Source organism: Hymenobacter taeanensis (assembly GCF_013137895.1).
Taxonomy (GTDB): Bacteria; Bacteroidota; Bacteroidia; order Cytophagales; family Hymenobacteraceae; genus Hymenobacter; species Hymenobacter taeanensis.
The window spans coordinates 1,162,712-1,187,023 of sequence record NZ_CP053538.1 but is presented as its reverse complement, the minus strand read 5'-3'; the positions used below and the strand labels follow the sequence as shown (position 1 = coordinate 1,187,023).

Here is a 24,312-nt window from a genome sequence, read left to right as displayed (position 1 = left end):
GCAGCTACCTATAAGAAACAGCCGTTACCTCGCTGCTCACGTCGCGCATGGCGCCTACCATGCGCACGGGCAGGCCCGTAGCGTCGTGAATCACGCAGGCGCGGTCCTGAATAGTGAGGTAGCGGCCATCGGCCCGGCGCAGGCGGTACTGAGATTCCAGCAGTTTAGAGGTGGTGGTCAGGTCTGACTGCACCCCACTGGTTACCCGGTCCAGATCATCCGGGTGAATCAGGCTGAGCCAGAAGGCAATGGTTTCGGTGTTGGGGCGGGGCGGGTGGCCTACGAGCTGCCAGAACTCCTCACTATACCACATGCGGCCCGAGTTGATGTCCCAATCCCAGATCAGGTCGTTGGTGGCCCGGGCCATTAGCTCAAACAGCTCCCGGCCGCGGCGCTCCTGCATTTCGGTCCGCTTCTGCTCATCAATATCCGTGGAGGTGCCCAGCCAGCCCAGCATTTCTCCGGTGCCGGAGTACAGCGGCACCACCCGATCAAGGTACCAGCGGTAGCGTCCATCCTGGCCTAGCCAGCGCAAATGCAGCTCCAACGACTGCCCACTGGGCAGGTGGCGCAGCTGCGCGTCGGCGGCGTCGGCGCGGTCATCGGGGTGCAGGTATTCAATGAATCCTCCGTCGGCCAGCACATACTCTGGGGCGCCGGTGTAGCTAAACCAGCGGGCGTTGCAATGAATAACGGTGCCGTCGGGGGTGGCGAGCCAGGCCAGGTGGGGTAGCGCATCAAGCATGGGAACAGGCTGTAGTTCCCGCATTAGTTGGCGACCAGCAACCGTTTCAATGGTATCAGACCAGAGCATAGAGGGGGTAGATAGCTTGAGCGTCAGAAAAATACGAGCTTAAAATCAAGATTCTGCCGGGGGCATCCCCGCTTCGTCTAAAAGAGGCAGATACAACCGGAAGGTAGTGCCCTCGCCTATCCGGCTTTCTACGGAAATACGGCCGCCATGGCTTTGAATGATACGGTTGACGAGGTAAAGTCCCATGCCCGAGCCCGGCACGTGGTCATGAAAGCGCCGGAACATCTGAAACATCTCGCTGCCATACCGGGCCAAGTCTATGCCCAGGCCATTATCCTGCACCAGCAGCACGGGTTGGCCCTCCTCCAGCAGGGTGCTCAGGTGCACCTGGGGGCGCCGGTTGGGTGAGGCGTACTTCAGGGCGTTGCTGAGCAGGTTGTAAAGCACGCTTTGCAGGTTGGGGCGCACAAAAGGCAAGGCCGGCACTGCCGAGAAGTCTGTGGTTACCTCCGCCTGTAGCAGCTCCAGGGGCTCAGCAATGCTGATTAGCACTTCCTGGGTCAGAGAGGAAAGATCTACCAGCTCCAGCGGCACCTCGTGGCGCAGCTTCTGCACCTGCACCAGCTCCGAGAGGTCGTGAATGGTGCCGTAAATCTGGTGGAGTGCCTTCTCAAACATCGATACCAGTTTGGCCGCATCGGGGTCGTGGAAGGAGGCCGTCCGGACCAGCTCCTGGAAGATGCCCGCCATGTTGTTGATGGGCTGCTTCAGGTCATGGGAGGCCGTGTACACAAAGTAGTCCAGGTCCTGGTTGGTGCGGGTAAGCTCGGCATTGCGCTCCTCCAGGCGCTGCTGCACTCGTTTGTAGTCATCAATATCGGTGGTGGTGCCAAACCAGCGCACAATGGTGTTGTCGGGGGTGCGCAGCGCCTGGGCCCGGTGCAGGTACCAGCGGTAGCGGCCGGTGCGCACATCCAGCAAGCGACTTTCCATGTTCAGGTTTTCGCCGGTTTGCATGCTGTACTGGTACTGGGCCAGCGAGTCTTCTACCTCCTCATGGTGGATAAGCGTGGCCCAGCCCTCCTGCAGCGTTTTCTCCACGGGCACACCCGTAAAGTCGGGCCAGCGGGAGTTGAGGTACTCAATCTGGCCGTCGGGGCGGGCCGTCCAGACAATAGCCGGAATGGTTTCGGCCAGGAAGCGGAACTGCTCTTCGCTGCGCCGCAGCTCCTCCGCCAGCAGACGCTGCTCATGAATATCAGTGCTGATGCCGTACCACCGGTGAATGTGGCCTTCGTTATTAAAGGCGGGCACCATGCGGTTGAGGTGCCAGCGGTACTGCCCGTGCCGGCTGCGCAACCTGATTTCCTGAGAGTAGCCTTGCCGGGTAGCCTGAGCCTGCTCAAACAGGGTTGAGCTTGAAGCTACGTCGGCAGGGTGAATGGCGCTTTGCCACGCCTGGGGTAAGTCGTCGAGGGTTTGGCCGGTGTAAGTAAACCACTGCGGGCTGGCGTACTCCATGTTTCCCTGGGGCCCAATGATGCTGGTCATTTGGGGCAGTGACTCCAGCATCTGGCGCAGCAGCTCATCCTGGCGGTGCAGCTCGGCATCCAGGTCGCTTATGCGGTGGCGGGCCCGCACCCGGTCGGTGACATCAACGGCAAATACCAGTATGCCCTGAATCTGGTGGTGGTCGTCGTGCAGGGGGCGGCACACAAAATCAAAGTAATACTCCTGCGCCGGGCCACCTGAGTGAGCAGGTAGTAGCACCAGCTGCTCATGGCCGCTGGCAGGCTGCTCCGAGCGGTACACCTCGTCCAGAATATCCAGCAAACCTTGCTGGGCCAGCACCGGGGCGGCGGCCTGGGCAGTTTGGCCCGGCCGTACCTGGCCACCTAAAAAGCGGTTGAAGTTGTTGTTGATGAAGCCCACCACATGGTGGGGGCCCAGCAGCGTAGCCAGCAAGGCCGGCACTTCCCCCACGATGTACTGCAGCTGCTGGTCTTTTTCGGCCAGTAGCAGTTGGGCGCGTTTTTGCTCGTCAATGTTGGTGCAGGTGCCAAACCACTGCTCAATCTCGCCGGCGGCGTTGCGCACGGGCAGGGCCTGGGCCAGAAACCACTGGTACTGCCTGAGGCGGCTCCGTAAGCGGTACTCGCACTCGTAAAGCTGGCCTGAGCGCAACGCCTCCTGCCACCGCTGCTGGGTGTGCAGGCGGTCGTCGGGGTGCAGTTGGTGCAGCCACAGGTCGTCGGCCGACAGCAACTCTGCTGTTTCATCGGTGTATTCCTGCCACCGTTGGTTGATGTAGATGAGCTGGCCCTGCGCATTCGTACTCCAGATGAGTTGCGGCACAAAGTCGGCGAGCAGCTGAAACTGCGTCAGGCTCTGGTGCAGAGCCCGCTCCGTGTCGCGCGCCTGGGTTACGTCCTGCATGGCCCCCAGCATCCGCAGGGGCTGGCCCTTATCGTCGCGGACAATGTAAAACCGGTCTGCTACTTCGGCCCAGGTGCCGTCGGCGCGGCGCAGGCGGTATTCCGCGTTGCCGGCCACGGCCGCCTCGGCCATCAAGGAATGGATGTACTGCTCCAGTGCGGGCCAGTCGTTGGGGTGCACGCAGCTTTGCCAAAAGGCACGGTTACTCGTTTCGGAGTTAATGGGATGCCCGAACAGGCTGCTGAACAGCTCATTGCGCCACAGATGCCCGGTGCGCAGGTCATGGTCCCAGATAACATCGTGGGTGGCGCGGGCCAGCAGCGTGAAGCTTTCGTAGTTGAACTTGCCCTGCTGCTGTAGGCGCACCTGGTCTGTTACATCAAGGCAGCGGCACAGCAAATACCGTAGGCCACCCGTAGCGGCAACTACCGGCTGCAGGGTCATCTGCCAATAGCGCAGAAACTCGGTGCCATCGGGGGCAGAGTGAATGAACTGCTGCGCCTCCAGTACTTGCGGCACCTGTTGCTCTTTGGCTTGCTCAAGCGCCTCCTGCCAGTCCTGAGGCTGGGCAGGACCTACCACAGCGCCTACGGCAAACACTTCGGCAATAGGGCGCCCAACAACAGCGGGCCGCTCACAGCTGAGCAGGCGGCACATGGCGTCGTTCAGGGCCAGCAGGGTGAGGTCGGGCCGCAGCACCAGGTGGGGAGAGGGCAGCACATCGAACAAAAGCTCGAAGTCAACCGGGTCGGCAGTCATAAGAACAGGGATTGGGGAATTGACCGAGGGAAGACTGCGTGGCAACAAAGGCCATCGTCAAAGATAGACGCCCCCAAGAGTTTACCAGCGCCGGAGTGGTTTATTCTTCCGTAGTGCCTGGGCCGCCTGCTCCTGGCAGAACAGGCGCATTGGCCGGGCGGCAGTAACCAAAAAAAGCCCCGCTCCGGAAAGAAGCAGGGCTTTTAAAAAGAGCACGTAATTGGCCTAGAGTGGGTTCTTCAGCAGCTCCGGAAACTTGTGCCGGAACTTCTCCACTTTGGGCGTTGACACGCTGCGCACGTACGGCTCATTGGGGTGCAGCCGGAAGTATCCCTGGTGATAATCCTCGGCGGGCCAGAACCTGGTGTAGGCCAGCACCTGCGTTACAATGGGGTCAGAGTACTGGTGGGAGGCATTCACGCGCTTAATGGCGGCGTCAATAATCTGCTTTTCCTGGGGCGTACGGTAGAAGGCAATAGAGCGGTACTGGGTACCCGCATCGGGGCCCTGGCGGTTGAGGGTGGTGGGGTCGTGACCGGCCCGCAAAAACACATCAACCAACGTGGCGTAGCTGATCTGCTTGGGGTCGTAGTACACCTGAACAGACTCGGCGTGGCTGGTGCGGCCACTGCCCACCTGCTCGTAGGTGGGGTTGGCTTCTTTGCCGCCGCTGTACCCCGATACTACCTCTTTTACCCCCTTAAGCTCTTCAAAAATCTCCTCGGTGCACCAGAAGCAGCCGCCCGCGAAGGTGGCTTCGGCCAGGCCTTGCAGGTTGGTAGGCGCCTTGCCGGCGGTAGAGCGGCTGAGGGACTGGGCATCGGCGGGGCGGTCTTGGGTGCAGGCCACCAAGGTGAGCAGCAGGCCTAGCAGGTAGGTTTTCAAATGTTGCATGTTGCGTTAAATGTCGTGTAGCTCATATACGGTAAGCTGCGCTCTGTCGGACGTAGGCCCGGGAGCTGCGCAGGTAAGCGTAGTAGCGCCAAAATAATTCCGGGGTACCCGGCCGGTATGGCTCCGATGGGGGTAGGCAGCGTGAAATGGGTTTTTGTGCTGCAGGTAGCGGCCACTCAATAAGCTCCAGCACAACCTTTGCGCAAACCCAACCGTAAGGCGCCCCGGTGGCAGTATGCCCACCATCTTGTTTATGTCATTACGCATCCTGCACGAAGAGCCTTACATCACCATTTCCTATGATTACGTCAATGAATGGCTGTATGTAGACTGGATTGGAAATCAGGACCTGACCTCGGTGCAAACAGGCTGCCTGATGATGCTGCAGTTTCTGAAAAGCGAGCGTTGCCACAAAGTGCTCAACGACAACCGCCGTGTAACCAGCATGTGGGCCGATGCCGCCGAGTGGGGTGGGCAGGAGTGGTTTCCGGCCATGGCTGAAAGTGGCCTGGAGTACTTTGCCTGGGTGTACTCGCCCAACATGTACAGCCGCCTCTCCACCGACCTCACCCTGCAGCACACCACGCGCCCCATTATTCTCACGTTTGACGCCTACGATACGGCGGAAGCGTGGCTGAAACAAATGTAATATGGCGCTGATAAGGTGGCCTGCCCGGCCGCCGGTAGTGCCGCAGCGGCGCCAGAAGCTATATTTACCAATCCACTGGTATAACTAGCAATACGTGTCTCATCATCTGCGTCGCGGCGTACTTGTTGCCGCGCTAGGCCTAGCGCCCCTCTGGCCTGTTCTGGCCCAAACGCTGCTGCCCGTTGAGCAGCAGACGCCCGCCTCCTTGCCTTGGTATGAGGTGCGTACGCCCCACTTCCGGGTGCTGTACCCCACCGGGTTTGAGGCCACGGCCCAGCGCACGGCCCGCCGGCTAGAGCAGGTGTACCAGCCCGTTAGCGCCTCGTTGCAACGGCCCCCGCGCCCTATTTCAGTGGTGCTGCAAAGCCAGAACACCATCGGCAACGGCTTCGTGACGCTGCTGCCCCGCCACTCTGAGTTCTACGGCAGCTTTCCCCAAGCCCCCTTCCTCACCGGCACCCTCGACTGGCTTGATGAGCTGAGCGTGCACGAGTACCGCCACGTGGTGCAGTACGAAAAAGCCCGCCAGCACCTGGGCCGACTGGCCTACGTGGTAGCTGGCTATGGGGGCGTGGGTCTGCTGACGCTGGGCGTACCCGACTGGTTTTTTGAGGGCGACGCCGTAGGCACAGAAACCGCCTTGACCCGTAGCGGCCGGGGGCGCATTCCGAACTTTGATATCGGCCTGCGCGCTAACCTGCTGGCTGGCCGCACCTACTCTTACAGCAAGGCGGTGGCCGGCTCGTTTCGTGATAATGTGCCCAACCATTACGTGCTGGGCTACTTCCTCACTACCCGCCTCAAGCGCACTGCCGGCCCCACCGTGTGGAGCGACGTGCTCAACCGCTACTACCAGTTCCCGATCTATCCGTTTTCGTTTTCCGATAAAACGCGCCGCCAGACCGGCCTGCGGGTAGATGACCTTTACCGCCGCACCATGCAGGAGCTGGATAGCACCTGGCGCCAGGAGCAGGCCCAGCTGGAGCTTACGCCCGCCACCGATTTGCGCCAGGAGGCTTCCCAGCGCGTGTTTACCGAGTACCAGTACCCGCAGTACCTCACCGATGGTACCGTGCTGGCCGTAAAGAGTGGCCTGGGCCACATTCCGCAGCTGGTGCGGCTGAGCCGCCAGGGCTCTGAGCAGCAAGTTCAGCAGCTAGGCCTCTGGAACAACCCCGAGATGCTCTCCGTGGGTGGTGGAAAGGTGGCTTGGGTGGAGTTTCGGTATGACCCTCGCTGGCAGCAGCGCGTGTACTCTGAGCTGCGGGTGCTGAACCTGGCCACCGGAGAGCTTACGCGGCCCGGCCGCCGCACCCGCTACGCCGCCGCCGTACTCTCACCCGATGGCCGTCAGCTGCTCACCGTCAGCTCCGACTCAGCCTACCAGCAGCGGGTGCACGTGGTGGATGCCCAAACGGGCGACGTACGCCGGACTTTCCCTAACCCCGAGAACTACCATTACCTGCAGCCCCGCTGGACCGCCGATGGCCTCTCCATTGCCGCCGTGCGGCTAGAGCCGGCCGGCAAAGCGCTGGTGCTGCTTGATGCCCAAACTGGCCTGGCCCGCACGGTGCTGCCCGCCGCCAACGACAACCTGTCGAACCCGCAGCCCTGGGGCGAGTACGTGCTGTTCAACTCCCCGCGCTCCGGCATCGATAACGTGTACGCGGTGCAAACGAGCACCGGCGAAGTGCGCCAGGTTACGTCTAGGCCTATTGGTGCCTACCATGCGGCGGTGTCGCCGGATGGGCAGCGGCTGGCCTTCCATGAGTTTCGGGCCCAGGGCAGTAGGGTAGTAGAGATGCCCCTGAACCCGGCTCAGTGGCGGCCCGTGCCTGCCCTGGCCGGCACCCCCGACCGCTACGCGGCGGCCCTGGCTCAGCAGGAGCCCGGCAAGACCCTGGTTGGCCCCATTGTGCCCGGCCCCGACTCAAGCGCTGCGGCGCTGCCCGTCTCGCGCTACCGCCGCCTGCCTCACGCCCTCAACGCCTACAGCTGGGGCGTGGTACAAAGCGCCTCGGGCAGTGGCCTGGTGTTGGGCGTGCGCTCCCAGGATATATTAAGCACCACCCAAGCTATAGCGGGCGTGAGCTATGATGGCGTAGAGCGCACGGGCAGCGCCGCCGTAGATGTTAGTTACCAGGGCCTGTGGCCCGTGCTGGATGTGGGCCTGACCGCCGGGCAGCGCCGCACTTCTGTGCTCACCCGCGATGGCGGCCTGCTGGAAGACCAGTGGCAGTACACCCGCCTGCTGGCGGGCGCCCGGCTGCCTCTCATTCTAACCCACTCCCGCATGCAGCAGTCGCTCACGGTGGGCGGCTACTACCAGATGGAAATGGTGCGGGGCTATGATTTACCGGTTCGCTCCGTTACGGAGGTAGGCTTTGGACGCAGCCTGCATGTGCTAACCGGCAGTGTGGCCTACGCCCGCACCCTGCGCCAGAGCCGCCGCGACGTGGGCCCGCGCTGGGGCCAGACGGCTAGCGTGGCGTGGCGCGGTACGCCCTTCGGCACTGGCCTAGATGCCCGGCAGCGGAGTGCGCAGGCCGGGGTATACCTGCCGGGAATTGGGGCGCACCACAGCATCCGGCTCAGGGGGGGCTACCAGTGGCAGCAGCAGAACCAATACCGGTTTGGCACCACCGTGTTTTACCCGCGCGGGCTGAGCTACGTGAGCCTCGACCGTCTGAACGTGCTCAGCGCCGAGTACCGCCTGCCCCTGGCCGATGTGCACTGGGAGCTGGGCCGCTGGCTCTACATCCAGCGCCTCAAAGGAGTAGCTTTCTATGATAGGGCCGCCGGCAGCAGCCGCGTATTGCTGCCCTCCGGCGAAAACCTGCTGGTGCATCGCACTGATTACTCCACGGGCTTCGACCTATCTTTTGTATTTAACCCCTTGCGCCTGCGTACCCCGCTGGAGGCGGGAGTGCGCACCTTCTATAACTCCCAAACCCGCGCCTGGGAGTTGCAGGGATTGGTGCTGAACGTAGGGTTCTAAGTAGGTTTGAGCCAAGTGCCCCCGGAATGACAAAGGCCGCCCTTCTCTCCAGAGGGCGGCCTTTGTCATTCCGGGGTAGAGCCAACTAGTCGGCGGCCCGGAAAACGAGGAGCGGTTGCCCCGACTCGGCCCCGTAGAGCCGAAGGGTGCGGTTGCTGATGACGTAACGGGCCGTTTGGTGCAGGGCGGCGCTGTAGGCAGTTTCTGCCTCAATCTCATTGCAAAGCGCGAATGTAGAGCCACCCGTGGGGAAATGCAGGGCCGGGGTGCCGGCCGCCAACTCATACGTGCCCATAAGCTGGTTGCAGTAGGAGTGGCAGATATACGCATTGCTGGCCGCTTGCAGGAGTAAGTCGGCCGTGGCGTTTTTGGGAGTTTCTTTGCCCTTTATCTCCGTCAGAACCCAGCGCTGATCCAGTAGGTACACCGGCGCGGGCACGGGCTCATCACCTTTGGTGCAGCTGCTGAGCACCAACGACAAGGAAAGTGCCAGGCAAGAGAGTACCGAACGAAACATAGCAAACTATAAAGAGCGGTGGGGAAGGTAACCGGGCACTGGCCTAGGCCAGTGGTAACAGGCAAGAGAGCCGCAGCGGAGGCAAACAGTTGCATGGCCCGGCCGCAAGTACCGCATTAAGCAGTGTAAACCCGTGCGAAGACCAGATTAATCATCAACTTTAAGCCTTATCTATTATTCCCGCTACCCGATCTTATGAAGTTATTCCGCCTGCGGCGGCCAGGGCTGGCCGTGGTAACCTTAGCCCTGCTTGGGGCTGGCAGCGCCGCCTTCCAAGCCCCCGACAACACCCCCGCTACCTATATCCTGACGCGGTTACAAGCTTTCTACAACGAGGCGCCGCCCGAAGTCAGCTACCTGCACACCAACCAAGTGGCCTACGCCGCCGGCGAAACGCTGTGGTTTAAAGCCTACGTGCTCAATGGCCAGTCGCACCAGCTCGACTCCATGAGCCGCGTGCTGTACGTGGATATGGTGGCGCCCAACCGGCAAGTGGCGTTTCGGCGCACGCTCTCCCTGCGCGGCGGCCTGGCCGAGGGCGACATTGTATTGCCCGATACCCTGGCGCAGGGCGTGTACACCCTCCGGGCCTACACCAGCTGGATGCGAAACCAGGGCGAAGAGCTGTTCTTTTCGCGGAGGGTGCCAGTGTGGCAGGCATCGGTTGGAGCCAGTGAAGTAGGCTCAGTAGGCGCCCGCGCCGCTACGGTAGCCGCCACTGCCCGGCGCAACGCCCGGCTGCTGGAAGCCAGCCGCAAGCCCGATGTGCAGTTCTTCCCGGAAGGCGGCGAGTACGTGGCCGGGCTGCAGACGGTGCTGGCCGTAAAGGCTACTACTGCCAGCGGGCAAGGACTTGCCGTGAGTGGCCACATTCTGGATGAGCAAGACCAGCAGGTAGCCGCCTTCAGCACACCTGCGCTGGGTATGAGCTCTCTTGGGTTTACGCCCGCTGCCGGCCGCCGCTACCATGCCCGCGTTACGCTGCCCGATGGTACCACCGCCACGTACCCCTTGCCGGCAGTGCAGCCAGCCGGTTGGCTCCTCAACGTGCGCGAGATTGGGGGCAACTACCAGGTATATATTCGGCATCAGGTGGCAGCTGGGGCAGCTCCCGCGCCAGAAACCCTACGCTTGGTGGCGCACGTGCGGGGCATGCCGGTGTTTGTGGGTGAGGGCAAAATTGCCGGCGCCGAAACCTACCAGGCCTCCATTCCGAAGGCTAAGCTCCCGGCCGGGCTGCTGCATATCACTGTTTTTGATGGGCAGCAAGTAGCCCGTGCCGAGCGCCTGGTGTTTGTGCCCGAGGAGCAGGGTCTGCAAGTAACGCTCACTCCGCACAAACCTACTTACCGGCCCCGGGAGGCGGTAACCATGCAGGTAGAAGTGCGCACCCCCACCGGCGAGCCTGCACCGGCTGAGCTCTCAATGGCGGTGGTCAGCACGGCCGGCTTGCCCGCCACGGGCACTACTGATGCTACCATGCAGTCGCACTTGCTGCTGACTTCAGAGCTGCGCGGCTACGTAGAAAACCCCGGCTACTACTTCCGCAACCCTAACGCCACCACCCGCCGCGCCCTCGATGATCTGCTGCTGACCCAAGGCTGGAGCCGTTTTGTGTGGAAAGAGCTGCTCACCAATACCCCGCCTAACGCCGAGTACGTGTTCCCGGCAGAGCAGGCGCTTAGCTTGGGTGGCCAACTGATACGCCCCAACCAGAAGCCCGTGCCCAATGGCTCCCTGACCCTGCTTCAGAAAGATGCCAAGGCCCTAACGGTGGGCAATGCCAACGCTGAGGGGTACTTTCTGTTTCTGGGCTTGCCAGCCCAAGACACCACCAAAGTGCTGCTGCAGGCCCGTACGGACAAGGGCAAAAGTAACGTCCTGATCAAGCTGAATGAGCTGTGGCCGGCGCCCACCAAACTGCTGCCGGTACCACTACTGCCCACTTCTACCAGCCCGCCGCCCGAAATAGTGGCCTACGGGCAGCGGAGCCGACGGCAGCAGGTGCTGGAGAAACAGTTCCGGCCTGATTCTACGAGCGGCATTGTGCTGCGCAACGTCACCATTCAGGGGCAGCGGCAGCTTCCGGCCCACGACCCTCGCTCCCTGCACGGACAAGCCAGCAACGTCCTCGACCTGAGCAAAATCCCTAATGCCAACACCTATACCAACATTTTCGACCTGTTGCAGGGGCGCGTGCCGGGCGTAACCGTAACGCGCAGTGGCTACTCATACCAGGTATTGATTCGGGGAATATCGTCTCTCTCGGGCTCTTCCCAACCGCTGTTTCTGCTGGATGGTATGCCCATGCTGGATGCCGATGGCCTGCTGGGAATTATGCCGAATGATGTGGAGCGGATTGAGGTGCTCAAAGGAGCGGCGGCAGCTATTTATGGCTCACAGGGCGGCAACGGGGTTATTGCCGTGTTTACCAAACGCGGAGGCTCTGCTGATGCTTCCCGCTCCCCGGCCGCCGGTATACTCGTGCGCACCCTGCCGGCTTTTTACCGGGCCCGGCAGTTCTACGCCCCCCACTATGCGGGCGCCAGCAGTCCCAAGCCTGACCCCCGCACTACCACACTCTACTGGTTGCCCAGGCTGCAAGTGCCGGCTTCCGGCAACGCCCAGGTTACGTTTTACGCTTCTGACCAGGGCGGTACGTTCCGGGCGGCCGTAGAGGGCGTTTCGGGGGGTGGCCAGCCCGTAGTAGCCGAAACCAGCTTGGCGGTGCTCGACCAAAAATAAGCCTGCACTTGTACTGAAATTCGCGGCCCCGGCTCTCCAGTCGGGGCCGTAGTTATGCCGCTTATGTCATCCGCGTCCTTGCTTACCGAACATCACGAAACCCTGCCGTTTCAGGATCATTACCTGCGCGTGCAGCACCTGCGCCACGCAGCTTCCGCCGCCGACAAGAGGCCTACACTAGTATTTCTGCATGATTCGCTGGGCAGCATCAAGCTCTGGCGCGACTTTCCGGCCCGGCTGGCTTTGGCTCTGGGTTGCCATGCGTTCGTGTATGACCGGCGCGGGTACGGGGAGTCGGCACCGTTTGGGCCGGAACCCCGCACGGTGGCCTACTTAGAGCAGGAGGCGCTGGTGGTGCCAGCTGTGCTGCGCGCCGCAGGTATAGAGCAAGCAGTGCTATGGGGACATTCTGATGGGGGCACGCTGGCCTTGCTAACTGCCGCACAGGAGCCGGCCCTGGTGGCGGCCGTGGTAACGGTGGGGGCTCATGTGTTTGTGGAAGACATAACCCTAGCCGGTATCCGTAGGGCTCAGGCCCACTACGCTACCACCGATTTGCCCCAGCGCTTAGCACGGTACCACGGCTCCAACACGGAGCCTCTTTTTAGAGCCTGGACCGATACCTGGCTTCACCCAGCTTTCCGGGCCTGGAATATTGAGGCGTATTTGCCCCACATTCAGTGCCCGGTGCTGGTGCTGCAAGGCTCTGCCGACGAGTATGGCACGGCGGCTCAGGTAGAGGCCATTGCCAAGCAGGTAGGTGGAACCGCGCGGGCGCGGCTGCTACCTGGCCTGGGCCACACCCCGCACCGCCAGAGCCCCAAGCAAGTGCTGGAGCACAGCCGGGCTTTTCTGCAGGAGGTAGTCAAATAACCGCTGCACGGTAACTTCTGGCGGGTTATGGGTTTACTATACCGGGGGGTGCGCTGCGGCCTGTGTGGTTTGGCGCAACTCACATAGTTTAAGTAAGTTGCTCAGGTGCTTAATTGGTAAAGGCAGCGCCGCCGCAGAGCTAGACCGCCCGTGATGTTTTCCTTCTTTCGAAAAAAGCCCCAGGCGCTGCCGTTTTCCGCTGCTCTCACGCAGGTCATCAAGACCAGCCGCATTGAGGCGTTTCAGCTCGACAACGACTTTATTGCCGTGCCGCATATGTTGCTGGCCATGCTGCGCGAGAACGATGCCACCGTGGTGCCCGCTCTAAACCAGCTACTGGTGAGCCTCGTGCTGTTTGAATATCGGCTGGCTACGGAAGTCATGGGGCTCCGCCTGACCAGCAAGCGCCTGTCGGAGAATTTGAGCCTGCCGCTCACCTTGGAGCTGGAAACCATGCTGAAGCAGGCCCAGCAAACGGCCCGGCTACTAGAGGCCCCCGAAGTAGAGGCGGTGCACCTGCTGTTGCCCATGCTGCGCCAGCCAGGCAGCACCGCCGCCGTAGCCGCCGGCGAGTTTGGCCTAACCCATGATGTGCTGGTAGCTCACTTACGTCGGGCAGAGGCCTAGCGCCCCATGAGAATAGCCCAAAGCTACTGTTGAGCTGCTAACGCAGGCGCTTGCGGCTATTGGTATAGAGTTAACCGAGTGGCGCCGTCCATTGGTGGGGTAGAGTGTGAGATTGGTCGCGCGGGCACATCTTGGGGGAGGGGAGAACGTATGTTTGGTCAGGAGCCAGATAGTATTATACCAATTAGGGGCTACTGCTTTTATCTGCTGCCTCCTACCCGTTATGTCCGAAATACTTCTGCATTCTGAGTCGTATGGCGAAATTGCGCTAGACCCTACTATAGCGTGTTTAATTGTACGTTGGCATGGCTTTGCCAATAGCCGTAACTACCGGTTTCTGCTAAACAAGGCGCTGGAGTTGTACCAGCTACACTCGCCGCGCTTCACGCACCTGGGATGGCTGAATGACACGCGCCACTTCGGGGCCATGCTGTCCGTGGATCAGCAGTGGGCAAACACCGACTGGAACCCGCGAGCCTACGCGGCGGGCGTCCGGCAGATGAATTTTCTCTCACCCACCAATGTGTTTGGGCAAATTGCGGTGCAGCAATACACTCTTAATACCGCAAAAAGGCAGGAATACCGGCTAGAGGTGAGAGAGCACCAGTCTTTGGAGGAGGCCTGCCATAGTCTGAGAACCCACCTCTAACTATAAACACAATGGCCCTCGCCTTGTACTCTGGGTCTTTTTTCGGGAGCAGCGTAAACCAGAGCCCAGCAAATGGAGTAGACTAAAGCGGGAAAGATGCACTGCTGCGCAATCTTTTTTGCCAGGGTGCTGTTGCCCCCAATAGATCATTGCTACCTCCTGCCATGCAAGCACTTAAGCAGACTCTTCTCACGGCCACCTGCGCTCTAGCAGGTTTGGTTTCGACGCCCGCCCTGGCTTCCGGCGACCCCGCGGCCACTTCGTCCGTCACGGTAGTGGTGTCGGCCTTGGCCTCTTCGTCTTCGGTAGTCAAATTGTATTTCTATAATGTTCGGGAGAAATTTCTCACCCATGGTGGTTACGCCTTCATGCGGGTAGTGAAGCCCGGTGGGCAGAAACAAATCAGCTTGCCCGTAGAGTTGCCCAATGGGGAGTGGGCCGTGGCCATCACCCAGGACACCAATAACAACGATAAGCTCGATAAGAACTTCATGGGCATTCCTACCGAGCCCTTTGCTTTCTCTAACAACGTGCGCCCCCGCCTCGCCCCACCTGCCTTCGATGACTGCAAGTTCACGGTAGCCGGCGAAGGCAAAGTAGTGAGCATTGCCCTCACCAAATAGCGTAGGCCAGTAAGCTAGGCCATTACTCTTTCCGGAATGGGTGTGCTCTGCGCGCCAAGCGTTCCGTAATTTCCACGGCCCGGCGGGCGCGGGTTTCCGCCTGCCGGGCCGTAGCTATGTGCTGGGCCACGGCCCGCCGCATGCTACCCGAAAGCCGCTCAAATTGCGCCCCCGCCTCGGGCCAGGCCTCAAAAGCTTCGGTAAGCTCCGTGGGCAGGTCCACGCGGTCGGGCTCTGGGTCGGGGATGAGGCTCAACCGCACGTGCTGGCCTACCTGCACGCCCGCCGCTTGGCAGAGGTCTTTGTTGATCATAACGTAGCGGCCCCCGCCTGCCTGGGCCAACAGGCCTAGCCGAACGGGGTAACCATTGAGGGTGCCAACTACCCGCTTTGTTTTGGAGCCAAGGGCCTGCAGCACCAGCGGCGGCACTACCACTATTTGGGTGGGCATAAAGCTGGGACCACCGTGCTCCAGCTGTGCCTCAAAAGAAACCAGATCAGACATGGCCGTGAACATACTGGTCAGGGATTATCGCCGCAACTGCCAGCAAGCCCGGATGGAGGCAGTTGCGGCACGAAACAGGCCTAGCCGGTGTTTATATAGGAATAACCCAGGGGGGTAAGTGCACTGCCGGTGCCGGGTAATACTAGCGCCACCAGTGAAACATTTTATTGCCCCACTGACTTAACCCGCCTGAAATCGTAACTTCTTGTCTTATGAAAATAGAAATCTGGTCTGACATTGTGTGCCCGTTCTGCTACATCGGTAAGCGGCGCCTGGAAAACGCGTTGGCAAATTTCTCACACGCCGATGCAGTAGAAATCCAGTGGCACAGCTTCGAGCTTGACGCCCAGGCCCAGCCAGAGCCGGGCGTGAGCCTCTATAAGCGCCTGGCTGCCAAGTACGGCAACACCGAGGCCTGGGCCCGCCAAATGAGCGCCAACATGGCCCAATCAGCCGCCGAGCTGGGCCTCGCGTTTGACTTCGACCGCGCCGTGCATGCTAACACGCTGCACGCGCACCGCCTAGTGCACCTGGCAGAGCGCCACGGCAAGCAAGATGCGGCCAAGGAGCGCTTCTTTAAAGCGTACCTGGAAGAAGGCGAAGACCTCAACGACTTTGCCACCCTCACCCGCCTAGCTACCGAGATAGGCCTACCCGCCGCTGAGGTGGAGCGGGTGTTAAACTCCGATGAGTTTACCCAAGAGGTGCGCCACGATGAGTACCAGGCCCGCCAGATTGGCGTGCGCGGGGTACCTTACTTCGTGTTCGACGATAAGTATGCCGTATCGGGCGCGCAGCCCAGCGAGCTGTTCCAGGAAGTGCTGGAGAAGGTGTGGGAAGAATCGCGCCCCCGGCCCGTGCAGCTAGCCGGCGCCGATGGTGCCGCCTGCGGCCTAGATGGCAGCAACTGCTAGGCCACCTTCCTAAATCAAAACCCAACGGGGCCGCTTCATCTGAGGCGGCCCCGTTGGGTTTATACGCTGAGACAATTACTCTGTAGACGTCCGATCCTCGAAAATGAGCAATGGGTTGAGCGAGTTGGAGGCATCGTAGAGACGTAACTCTCTGCCGGTAATTTCATAGCGCACCGTTCGGGGCAATGCTTCTAGGTATTTGGTTTCTAGGCTCAGCGCTCCGCAGGAAACTTTGGTAGCAGCTTGCTGGCTGATGGTCAGTACACTAGGCTCCTTGCCCGACGTGAAGCTCCCACCAAAAGAGTTGCACGGGGCTAGGCCAGTGGTACGGTTTATGCCACCCGTAAACTCAATGTAAGAGCGATAGGTGTCGCCGTAGCTGGAAAGAGAAATCGGGAATTCTTCGACTTGCACCAGCATCCAGCGGGTATTGAAAAGGCTGGATTCAGGATGCTCGTCTTTGCAACCAGATACCAAAACCAGCAGGGCAAGGCCCCATAGAAGAGTAAACAGGTGGCGCATATATAGTAAATAAGAGGGTAGGAGAATGATATTAGGGAGCCCAACGGCTTCCTAATAGTTGCACGTGCCCCGCTTGCGCCGTGCCCTGTTAGCTTACCGGCTGGCTAGGCCACTCTCGTAGCCGCTCTGGGCCAGAAAGGCTTTGGCATCTCTAATGGAAAGGATGTCGGCTAGGGCCTGCTTCTTGTCGGTGGTTTTGTTGTAGTAGGCTTGTACAATGCGGTACCCCACGTAATAGCCCAGGTCGCAGGGCTTTTCGGGCGTTTCTTGGGCGCCGTTGGCAATCCAGTTGTCGGAGTTAGTACCCAGCATCTCCTTCTTGAAGTCGGTCCACAGCTCTTGCTCGTGCGCATTGCCGTAGGCCTGCAGGCGGCTGTTAGCCCCGCCCTTTACACCCGTTACTACCTCTGCCACAAAGTCGGCCATGCCTTCACTGAGGGCGTAGCTGAGCAGGGTGCCGTCCTGAGAGCCTTGGTTGCGATGCACTAGCTCGTGCACCATCAGCTCGGGCATAACCGTAACTGGGGCGCACCGGTTACGCTGCAGCAGGCTCAATTCTGAGGTGTTCACACCCGGCCCGTTGGCTACCTGGTCGGCCCCAATGAGCAAGCCCGCATCTGAAACTGTACCACCCGATACCCAGCCGCCCACCACAAAATAGATGTTCTGGAAGCGCACCGCCGGGTACAGCTCCTGAAAACGCTTAAAAGCCGACACAATCTGGGGCTTCTGCTTGGCAATGGAGAGCGTGGTGCTCTGAATAGAATTATAGTACTGCGGCCGCTGCAAAATGCGCTTGGTAAACGTAGCATCGTTCCTGATTTTCAGGCTGTAATAGTCCTGCAGGCCCTGCGAGCCTTTGTCAAAATACTCGCGCCGGAAAATGGCTCGGGCCTGAGCCGTATCGCGTTGCGCAGCAGTGTAGGCCTGCCAGAAATGGTCGATATCCGTCGTGACGAGCTTGACGTCCTCGGGCCGCTTAATACGTTGTTTGTCTTCCAGCTTACGGGCGCGGGCCAGTAGCTTGGGCCATTGCTTATGGCCGTGGAGCAGGTTTAGGTCAGAGTCTTCCGAAATGTGTTCGGCATCAATGTAGCCCGCCTCAATAGCCCGCTCAAGGTTAGCTACAGCATTAGGCGCGTCATTTAGCAGCCCATAATAGCAGGCTATGTTATAGTAGCTGAAGGCTTTATACGTAGGCTTGGCCGTGGGCTCCTGCACCACCAATTGATAAGCCTTAATTGCCTCCGGATAGTTCTTCTGCTTGCTGATTTGCTGGGCACGCATTACCAACGAGTCGGCGCGGGTAGGAGCCTGAGCGAAGGCGGCCGTGCCAGCCGCCAACAGGAAAAACAGGAGCAGATAGCGTTTCATAATTCGTAAGTGAATAGTTGGTAAAGTGGTATTTCAGGGTAGATGGCCTAGTGCCTTAAACCGTTGCTCAACGGATGCAAGTTGCACAAAAAAAGCGCTGCCTACGAGGCAGCGCTTTTGTAAGCGAAGCACTAGTGGCCTAGGCCACTTGCGGCTGCAATTGCGCGAGCTGCTGAGAAATGAAGTCTATTTCCTGGGGTGAGAGCTGCACGTCAAGGGCGTGGGCGTTTTGTACGGCCTGCTCGGCGTTGCGGGCACCTACCAGCGCCACCGAGATGCCGGGCTGCGCCAGCGTCCAGCGGAGTACTAACTGGCCTAGCGTGGCACTTTTACTCTCGGCCATGGGCCTCAACTTGTCCAGGAACGCATTCACGCGGGTTACACTCTCGGGAGTAAATAGGCGGTGGGTGGCCCGCAGGTCGCTGGCATCAAAGTGCTGGCTGGGCTTGATTTTACCCGTAAGCAGGCCGAGCTGCATGGGGCTGTAGGCCAGTATGGCTTTGTTGTGCTCAAGGCAGTACGGCACTACATCCTGCTCAATATCGCGGCGCACCATGCTGTAGGGTACCTGGTTAGAAGCCAGGTTTACCACTTTCTCAGCGGTCTGCATTTGCTCAACCGAGTAGTTGCTGACGCCAATGGCGCGCACTTTCCCCTGTTCAACCAGCCGCTGCACCGCTGCCATGGTGTCTTCAATGGGTGTGGTTTTATCGGGCCAGTGAATCTGGTAGAGGTCAATGTAGTCGGTGCCAAGGCGGCGCAGGCTGTCCTCCACTTCCTTCATAATGCTTTCGGGCGCGGCGTACTTATACACGTCCAGGTCGTGGCCGCTATTGTCTTTGGTCTTCATGGCAAAGTCGCCCTTGGCCAGGTCCCAACGCATGCCAAATTTGGTCAGAATCTGCACTTTGTCGCGGGGGAGGCTCTTGATGGCTTCGCCCACAATTTCTTCGCTCAGGCCCTGCCCGTAAATGGGGGCCGTATCAATACTGGTAACGCCCAGGTCATAAGAGGCATGAATGGCGCCCACGGCGTCGTTCTGTTCCGTGCCGCCCCACATCCAGCCGCCCGCCGCCCAGCTGCCAAAGGCAATGCGCGACACCTGCAGGCCGGAGTTTCCTAATGCTATGTATTCCATGAGTAAATCGGTAAATAAGGCGGGGTTGCGCCCGCATGGTATGAGGTGGATAAACCGGCCCAGGCCTGCATTGTTCTGGTAGCGTAGGCCAGCCGCACACAACAAAACGGCCCCCTCAGAGCGAGGCGGCCGTTTTGTTGTGTGTTTCCTAAATCAGCCGGTGGCCTACATAGAGCCGCTGGTGGTTGAAGAAGTGCGGGTTCTGGTCTTCTTGCCCGAAGAGCGCTTGGTTGATTTCGAGCTGCGGTTCATGGTGCCGGAAGTGCTACCCATGGTGGTACCTGAAGTGGTACCCATAGTGCCCGCCGTAGAGCCTGAAGTGCTGTAGGTAGTTGAACCCACAGTGGTGCCCGAGGTAGTGCCCATAGTACCGGAAGTGGTACCCATAGTGCCCGACGTAGTGCTTATAGTGCCAGATGTAGTGCCCATGGTGCCTGAGGTGGTACGCATAGTGCCGGAGGTAGTGCCCGAGGTCATGGTGCCCGCCGTAGAGCCTGAGGTGCTGTAGGTAGTTGAACCCGCAGTGGTGCCCGAGGTGGTACCAGTGGTAGTGCCCGACGTGGTGGTTTGCGCGAAAGCGGAAGTGACACCTAACGCGAGGGCCGCGGCGAAAGCAAATGCAGTTTTCATAGAAAGAGTTTGATAGGAAAGAGAGAATAGAACGTGGCCCGCTAAGGGGCTGCGGAGTACTTACGGCCACTTGCTATAAGTGTTATAGCCCCGCACTCAATGTTAATCATATATAACTTGTTGAATATCAGGTAAGCTAGTCTGTCTGATCCTCGGCAAGCAGCTGAAATAATACCCATTGGCCCTGGTTTCGCCGTTTTGGGTGGGGCCGGCGGGTCACGAGAGAGCGTAATAGCAGGGCGGTGTAAAATTCTGTGCTACTGCCGCTAGCCGCGCCACAAGCCCTCTCCCAGCAGAAACTACTTGGGGGCCGCCTTGTGCTTTTTCAGCGTCAGGGGCCCGTGGCAGGCTGGTTGCCTGGGTGGCCTAGGCCAGCAGGAAAACGGGGCAGTTCTGCGTAGCAGGTGCCGGAATGAGCACCCCGGAGAGGGCCCTGCGCACAACACCAAGCCAGAATTTAGAGTAAGCCGATACTAATCAGAATGCTTTGGCTCCGGCTGCCGCCGCTGTCAGGGCCGAATCCTCTTTTCTCTCCTCATTTCAGCGCTTCCTTGTATGAAACCCCATTTCATCTTTGCCACCGGTATTGAAAACAGCTATCCAACAATTCAGAACGGGCGCGTACGAATGGATGAAATGGAGAAGTGTGGCCACTACACGTTCTGGAAGAAGGATTTTGACCTGGTAGAGGAGCTAGGCATTGGCTTTCTGCGCTACGGCCCTCCCATTCACACTACCTGGCTCGGGCCGGGGAAGTACGACTGGTCATTTGCCGATGAAACCTTCCGCGACCTGTACCGCCGCAATATTGCTCCCATCGTAGACCTTTGCCATTTTGGGGTGCCCGATTGGGTTGGCAACTTCCAGAACCCCGATTTTCCGGCCCTGTTTGCGGACTATGCCAAGGCGTTTGCTACCCGGTTTCCGTGGGTGCAGCTTTACACGCCCGTAAACGAGATGTACATCTGTGCCGAGTTCTCGGCCCTGTACGGGTGGTGGAATGAGCAACTGCGCTCCGACCAGGCCTTTGTAACGGCGCTCAAGCACATTGTGAAAGCCAATGTGCTGGCCATGAGGTCTATTGCTGACGTGCGCCCCGATGCCCTGTTTATCCAGAGCGAGTCATCTGAATATTTCCATGCTGAGAACCCGGCGGCTATCAGGCCCGCTGAACTCATGAACTCTAAACGGTTTCTGTCGCTGGACCTGAACTACGGCCGGCGCGTAGACTCTGAGATGTACGAGTACCTGCTGGATAATGGCATGACGCGCGAGGAGTATCACTTCTTCATGCACAACCGCCTCAAGCACCAGTGCATCATGGGCAACGACTACTACAAAACCAACGAGCACCGCGTGAAGGCCGATGGCAGCACCAGTGCCTCGGGCGAGGTGTTTGGCTACCACGTTATCACGCGCCAGTACCACGACCGGTACCGCCTGCCCGTAATGCACACCGAGACCAACCTGTGGCAGGGCCCCTGCGGCGACGAGGCCGTAAACTGGCTCTGGAAGGAGTGGGCCAACGTGCTGCGCGTCCGCAACGACGGGGTGCCGATTGTGGGCTTTACCTGGTATTCTCTCACCGACCAGGTAGACTGGGACAGCGCCCTGCGCGAAAACAACGGCATTGTGAACCCCCTGGGCCTCTATGATCTCGACCGCAACATCAGGCCGGTAGGAGAGGCCTACAAGCAGCTTATTCAGGACTGGCGGCAGGTGCTGCCCGCCCAGAGCATTTGCCTGCAGGTGCCCATTGTAATGCCCGCCGATAGCAAAGAGGAGTGGGCCGAAGACAAGAAAACCGAAGCCAAGCAAACCAGCCAGGATTCTTCTACTTCGGCTGCTAATGCTTCGTCGGTAGCCTCTCTGTAATGATTCGTTCTTTTCTATAATCCCCTCAACATGCGTTTTCAAGATAAAGTAGTGCTTATTACGGGCGGTGCCAGCGGCATAGGCCTAGCCACCGCCAAACGAGTAGCCAGCGAAGGTGCCCGCGTGGTGCTGGCTGATGTAAGTCAGGAAAACCTCAACAAGGCCCTGCCCCAGATAAAAGCGGCCGGGGCCCCCGAGGCGTGGGGCACCGTGTGCAACGTAGCGGTAGAGGCGCAGGTTGAAGCATCTGTGAAGGAAGCCCTCGATAAATTTGGCCGCCTAGATGTAATTGTGAATAACGCGGGCCTGATGCAGTTTAAGCCTCTGGAAGAACTTACCGGGGAAGACTGGCTGCGCATCCTGAACGTAGACCTGCTGGGAGCGTTTTATTTCATCAAGCAGGCTTTTCTGCATATGAAGCCGGGCGGCAGCATCGTGAATGTGTCCAGCATTCATGCCATTGAAACCAGCCCGCTGGTAGCTCCCTACGCCGCGGCCAAAGCCGCCGTTAACTCACTTACCCGCTCGGCGGCGCTGGAGGGCAAGCCTAAGGGGCTGCGCGTAAACTCCGTGTTGCCAGGCGCCATTGACACGCCCATGCTCTGGGAAAACCCCAATGTGAAATCGGGGGTAGAAAAGATTGACCGCGCCGATGTGGGCCGCGCCGAAGACGTGGCGGCCCTTATTGCCTATCTGGCTTCCGATGATGCTGCCTTTGTGCAAGGCGCCGAAGTGAGAGTGGATGGCGGCCGTCTCGACCGGCTCTAGGCCACCTTACCTGGCATGAATAATTGTTCCAGTAAGTAACGCTTCACACGCAACCGGAGGACGTTGCGGCGGCCCTGACGGGCTACTGCAGCGTCCTCCGGTTGCGTGTGGAGGGCAGAGTGAAAGGCCTAGGCCAGTACTTGCAGGGCAGCTAGCTCCGTGCGCAGTTGCTCCGGCGACTGGAAGTGCACCGCATGCAAACCTACTGCCTCGGCCGCATGAATATTCCGTTCATTGTCATCAATGAACACGGCCTGGCTGGGCTCAATCTGGTAGCGGGTAAGCAGGGTGTGGTAGAAATCGGGGAAGGGCTTGCGCGACTTCTCCGTGCCCGATACCACAATGCCCTCAAACCAGTGCAGAAATTCAAACTGCTCCAGCGCTATCGGGAACGTCTCGGCCGACCAGTTTGTGAGGGCGTACAGGCGGTAGCGGCCACTGGCTCGCAGCTCGGTCAGGATGTCAACGGTACCCTGAATAGCACCGCCCAGCATCTCGGGCCAGCGGCCATAGAAGTGCTCAATTAGCTCCCGATGCTCGGGGTGTTTGGCTACCAGCAGGGCGGTGCCCTCGGCTAGTGTACGGCCGGCATCCTGCTCCTCGTTCCAGTCGGGGGTGGTAATGGTGTTCAGAAAGGCGTCCATTTCCTGCTCATCGGTGAAGAGCTTCTTATAGAGGTAGCGCGGGTTCCAGTCGATGAGCACGCCGCCCAAATCAAACACAATGGTGGTAATAACAGAAGATGACATACGCAGAAAGAGGCAGGTGGTAGGAAGAGGGCGGCCCCCGATACAGGCCAGGCCAGCCCCGCAGCCCACAAAAGAAGCAAAACCCACTGGAGTTAAACAGCGCCAGCCGCATTTACCCGGGCTAGCACCCAGTTTTCTTTCTGCGTGCCAAGGGGCTGTACTTTATTTAGGCTAGCCATGGCTCAACAGCCGAATTCTATTGGTAGCCCCACCTAGAACTCCCGGCGGCTTGTCTCCCATTCTCAAAGAAGGGCTACGCCGCCTGCTCGATGAAGAAAACATTAAAGAAAAAGACCTGAGCAAAAAGGGAAAGCACCTCGCCGACAGTACTCGGGCAACCTACGAGAAGGTGTCGGGCGAGCCACTACAGTCCGCCGACATGAAGCCATTCCAGGAGCTCGGGCAGCGCGAAGCCGCCGGCTACCTGGCACGCTGCCCGCCCGTGTAGGCGCCGGAGTTAGTAATGCCTCAGCACCTGGAGCCCAGACGGAGCGGATAACGCATTACGTGCACCGCGGGGCAAGTGGCTTAGTACAAGATAGTGGTGTAGCGGCCCAAAGAACCACAGTATTGTAACCTATGAGCTGTAAGTAAGTATTAGAATAAGGCTTAGCTGCTGCCACTACCCGTGGCGCGGCAGGCCTTCTTCTCTTTTTACTCGAACTCTTTTAGTATTCCTTGCTATGAAAACCTCTTTGTATGCTGTGCTGCTGCTATTAATAGGGCTGCTCAGCAGCTGTTCCTCCGGCGTTGCTGTTCAACAGAAACCCGGTGTAGATTTCAGCCAATACCGAACCTACGATTGGGCTAAAACGGATGTCAAGTCCGCAGATTCTCAGAATCCCATTTACAAGAGCAGCCTCAATGATGAGGCCATTCAAAATGCCATCAACAGCGAAATGGCCAAGCGGGGCATCCGGCCCGTGCAGGGCAACGCTACCCCCGACTTTTACCTCACGTACCACTTATACATTGAAGAAGCGGAGCGGACGGTAGCCAACCCACCAGCGCCCGGCTATGCTTTCCCCTATGCTATGTCGTATCGGGGGCGCTTCCTGCCCATTAACTACGGTTACTGGTATACCACACCCTATTACAACACCGGCTACCGCACTGAGACATTCCAGGAGGGTACTATGATTCTGGATGTGGTAGATGCCCGTACTAATAACCTGGTATGGCGCGGCTCCATGGCCGACCCAGTAGGTAACCCCGCCCGTATTGGGGATGAGTTTGCCAGATCAGCCAAAGACATTCTGGATAAGTTTCCGGTAGAAGAGAAGAACTAAGCTACTCAGCTACCATTGCCAAAA

The 24,312-nt window shown here is 59.4% G+C and carries 22 protein-coding genes; 12 read left to right on the top strand and 10 right to left on the bottom strand.

Going from position 1 to position 24,312, the window contains the following annotated elements; genetic code table 11:
- Positions 1 to 4 precede the first annotated feature (4 nt).
- The 3 genes from HMJ29_RS05055 to msrA all read right to left on the bottom strand — a co-directional run bounded on the left by HMJ29_RS05055 (position 5) and on the right by msrA (position 4,843).
- Complete coding sequence (locus HMJ29_RS05055; RefSeq protein WP_171590447.1) at positions 5 to 814, bottom strand: PAS domain-containing protein; 810 nt, start codon at positions 812 to 814, stop codon at positions 5 to 7.
- A 45-nt stretch (positions 815 to 859) separates the two neighbouring features.
- On the bottom strand, positions 860 to 3,949 hold the full coding sequence (locus HMJ29_RS05050) for a PAS domain-containing protein (protein ID WP_171590446.1): 3,090 nt from the start codon (positions 3,947 to 3,949) through the stop codon (positions 860 to 862).
- Between the two features lie 225 nt (positions 3,950 to 4,174).
- Complete coding sequence (msrA, locus tag HMJ29_RS05045) at positions 4,175 to 4,843, bottom strand: peptide-methionine (S)-S-oxide reductase MsrA (RefSeq protein ID WP_171590445.1); 669 nt, start codon at positions 4,841 to 4,843, stop codon at positions 4,175 to 4,177.
- Between the two features lie 253 nt (positions 4,844 to 5,096).
- On the opposite strand from msrA, the gene HMJ29_RS05040 reads away from it, so the two are divergent.
- Together HMJ29_RS05040 and HMJ29_RS05035 are read left to right on the top strand one after the other, a co-directional pair.
- The gene (locus HMJ29_RS05040) at positions 5,097 to 5,492 is read left to right on the top strand and encodes a hypothetical protein (protein WP_171590444.1); all 396 of its coding nucleotides are present in this window, start codon (positions 5,097 to 5,099) and stop codon (positions 5,490 to 5,492) included.
- Positions 5,493 to 5,586: 94 nt separating this feature from the next.
- The gene (locus HMJ29_RS05035; protein WP_244678786.1) at positions 5,587 to 8,490 is read left to right on the top strand and encodes a TolB-like translocation protein; all 2,904 of its coding nucleotides are present in this window, start codon (positions 5,587 to 5,589) and stop codon (positions 8,488 to 8,490) included.
- Positions 8,491 to 8,575: 85 nt separating this feature from the next.
- Here HMJ29_RS05035 and HMJ29_RS05030 read toward each other — a convergent pair whose 3' ends face one another.
- Entirely contained in the window at positions 8,576 to 9,007 is a 432-nt protein-coding gene (locus tag HMJ29_RS05030) for an META domain-containing protein (protein WP_171590443.1), read from the bottom strand.
- 195 nt (positions 9,008 to 9,202) lie between these two features.
- Between HMJ29_RS05030 and HMJ29_RS05025 the strand changes: the two genes are divergently transcribed.
- The 5 genes from HMJ29_RS05025 to HMJ29_RS05005 all read left to right on the top strand — a co-directional run bounded on the left by HMJ29_RS05025 (position 9,203) and on the right by HMJ29_RS05005 (position 14,524).
- Positions 9,203 to 11,752, top strand: coding sequence for a TonB-dependent receptor plug domain-containing protein (locus tag HMJ29_RS05025; RefSeq protein ID WP_171590442.1), 2,550 nt, complete (start codon positions 9,203 to 9,205; stop codon positions 11,750 to 11,752).
- A 63-nt stretch (positions 11,753 to 11,815) separates the two neighbouring features.
- On the top strand, positions 11,816 to 12,625 hold the full coding sequence (locus tag HMJ29_RS05020; protein ID WP_171590441.1) for an alpha/beta fold hydrolase: 810 nt from the start codon (positions 11,816 to 11,818) through the stop codon (positions 12,623 to 12,625).
- Between the two features lie 153 nt (positions 12,626 to 12,778).
- Entirely contained in the window at positions 12,779 to 13,252 is a 474-nt protein-coding gene (locus tag HMJ29_RS05015; protein ID WP_171590440.1) for a Clp protease N-terminal domain-containing protein, read from the top strand.
- A gap of 223 nt (positions 13,253 to 13,475) precedes the next feature.
- Positions 13,476 to 13,901 (top strand): hypothetical protein, encoded by a 426-nt coding sequence (locus HMJ29_RS05010; RefSeq protein ID WP_171590439.1) that lies wholly within the window; start codon positions 13,476 to 13,478, stop codon positions 13,899 to 13,901.
- A 164-nt stretch (positions 13,902 to 14,065) separates the two neighbouring features.
- Complete coding sequence (locus HMJ29_RS05005; protein ID WP_171590438.1) at positions 14,066 to 14,524, top strand: DUF2141 domain-containing protein; 459 nt, start codon at positions 14,066 to 14,068, stop codon at positions 14,522 to 14,524.
- Between the two features lie 22 nt (positions 14,525 to 14,546).
- Here the strand turns inward: HMJ29_RS05005 and HMJ29_RS05000 are convergent, their stop codons facing one another.
- Positions 14,547 to 15,029, bottom strand: a complete 483-nt coding sequence (locus HMJ29_RS05000) for a YdeI/OmpD-associated family protein (protein ID WP_171590437.1) — start codon at positions 15,027 to 15,029, stop codon at positions 14,547 to 14,549.
- Between the two features lie 212 nt (positions 15,030 to 15,241).
- On the opposite strand from HMJ29_RS05000, the gene HMJ29_RS04995 reads away from it, so the two are divergent.
- Entirely contained in the window at positions 15,242 to 15,943 is a 702-nt protein-coding gene (locus HMJ29_RS04995) for a DsbA family oxidoreductase (RefSeq protein WP_171590436.1), read from the top strand.
- A 75-nt stretch (positions 15,944 to 16,018) separates the two neighbouring features.
- Here HMJ29_RS04995 and HMJ29_RS04990 read toward each other — a convergent pair whose 3' ends face one another.
- From HMJ29_RS04990 to HMJ29_RS04975, 4 genes are all read right to left on the bottom strand, one after another.
- Positions 16,019 to 16,465, bottom strand: a complete 447-nt coding sequence (locus tag HMJ29_RS04990) for an META domain-containing protein (protein WP_171590435.1) — start codon at positions 16,463 to 16,465, stop codon at positions 16,019 to 16,021.
- Between the two features lie 93 nt (positions 16,466 to 16,558).
- Positions 16,559 to 17,839, bottom strand: a complete 1,281-nt coding sequence (locus HMJ29_RS04985; RefSeq protein WP_171590434.1) for a gliding motility protein GldB-related protein — start codon at positions 17,837 to 17,839, stop codon at positions 16,559 to 16,561.
- A 139-nt stretch (positions 17,840 to 17,978) separates the two neighbouring features.
- Positions 17,979 to 18,977 (bottom strand): aldo/keto reductase, encoded by a 999-nt coding sequence (locus HMJ29_RS04980; protein ID WP_171590433.1) that lies wholly within the window; start codon positions 18,975 to 18,977, stop codon positions 17,979 to 17,981.
- Between the two features lie 165 nt (positions 18,978 to 19,142).
- Positions 19,143 to 19,607: a hypothetical protein gene (locus HMJ29_RS04975; RefSeq protein WP_171590432.1), complete on the bottom strand. Its 465-nt coding sequence runs from the start codon at positions 19,605 to 19,607 to the stop codon at positions 19,143 to 19,145.
- Positions 19,608 to 20,162: 555 nt separating this feature from the next.
- Between HMJ29_RS04975 and HMJ29_RS04970 the strand changes: the two genes are divergently transcribed.
- Complete coding sequence (locus HMJ29_RS04970) at positions 20,163 to 21,482, top strand: family 1 glycosylhydrolase (RefSeq protein ID WP_171590431.1); 1,320 nt, start codon at positions 20,163 to 20,165, stop codon at positions 21,480 to 21,482.
- Positions 21,483 to 21,512: 30 nt separating this feature from the next.
- Positions 21,513 to 22,250, top strand: a complete 738-nt coding sequence (locus HMJ29_RS04965; protein ID WP_171590430.1) for an SDR family NAD(P)-dependent oxidoreductase — start codon at positions 21,513 to 21,515, stop codon at positions 22,248 to 22,250.
- A 128-nt stretch (positions 22,251 to 22,378) separates the two neighbouring features.
- Here the strand turns inward: HMJ29_RS04965 and HMJ29_RS04960 are convergent, their stop codons facing one another.
- Positions 22,379 to 22,999, bottom strand: coding sequence for an HAD family hydrolase (locus HMJ29_RS04960; RefSeq protein ID WP_171590429.1), 621 nt, complete (start codon positions 22,997 to 22,999; stop codon positions 22,379 to 22,381).
- Positions 23,000 to 23,228: 229 nt separating this feature from the next.
- Between HMJ29_RS04960 and HMJ29_RS04955 the strand changes: the two genes are divergently transcribed.
- Both HMJ29_RS04955 and HMJ29_RS04950 read left to right on the top strand, forming a co-directional pair.
- Positions 23,229 to 23,447 carry a hypothetical protein gene (locus HMJ29_RS04955; protein WP_171590428.1) on the top strand — a complete coding sequence of 73 codons (219 nt, stop codon included), beginning with the start codon at positions 23,229 to 23,231 and terminating at the stop codon, positions 23,445 to 23,447.
- Between the two features lie 235 nt (positions 23,448 to 23,682).
- Positions 23,683 to 24,288 carry a DUF4136 domain-containing protein gene (locus HMJ29_RS04950; protein WP_171590427.1) on the top strand — a complete coding sequence of 202 codons (606 nt, stop codon included), beginning with the start codon at positions 23,683 to 23,685 and terminating at the stop codon, positions 24,286 to 24,288.
- Positions 24,289 to 24,312 lie beyond the last annotated feature (24 nt).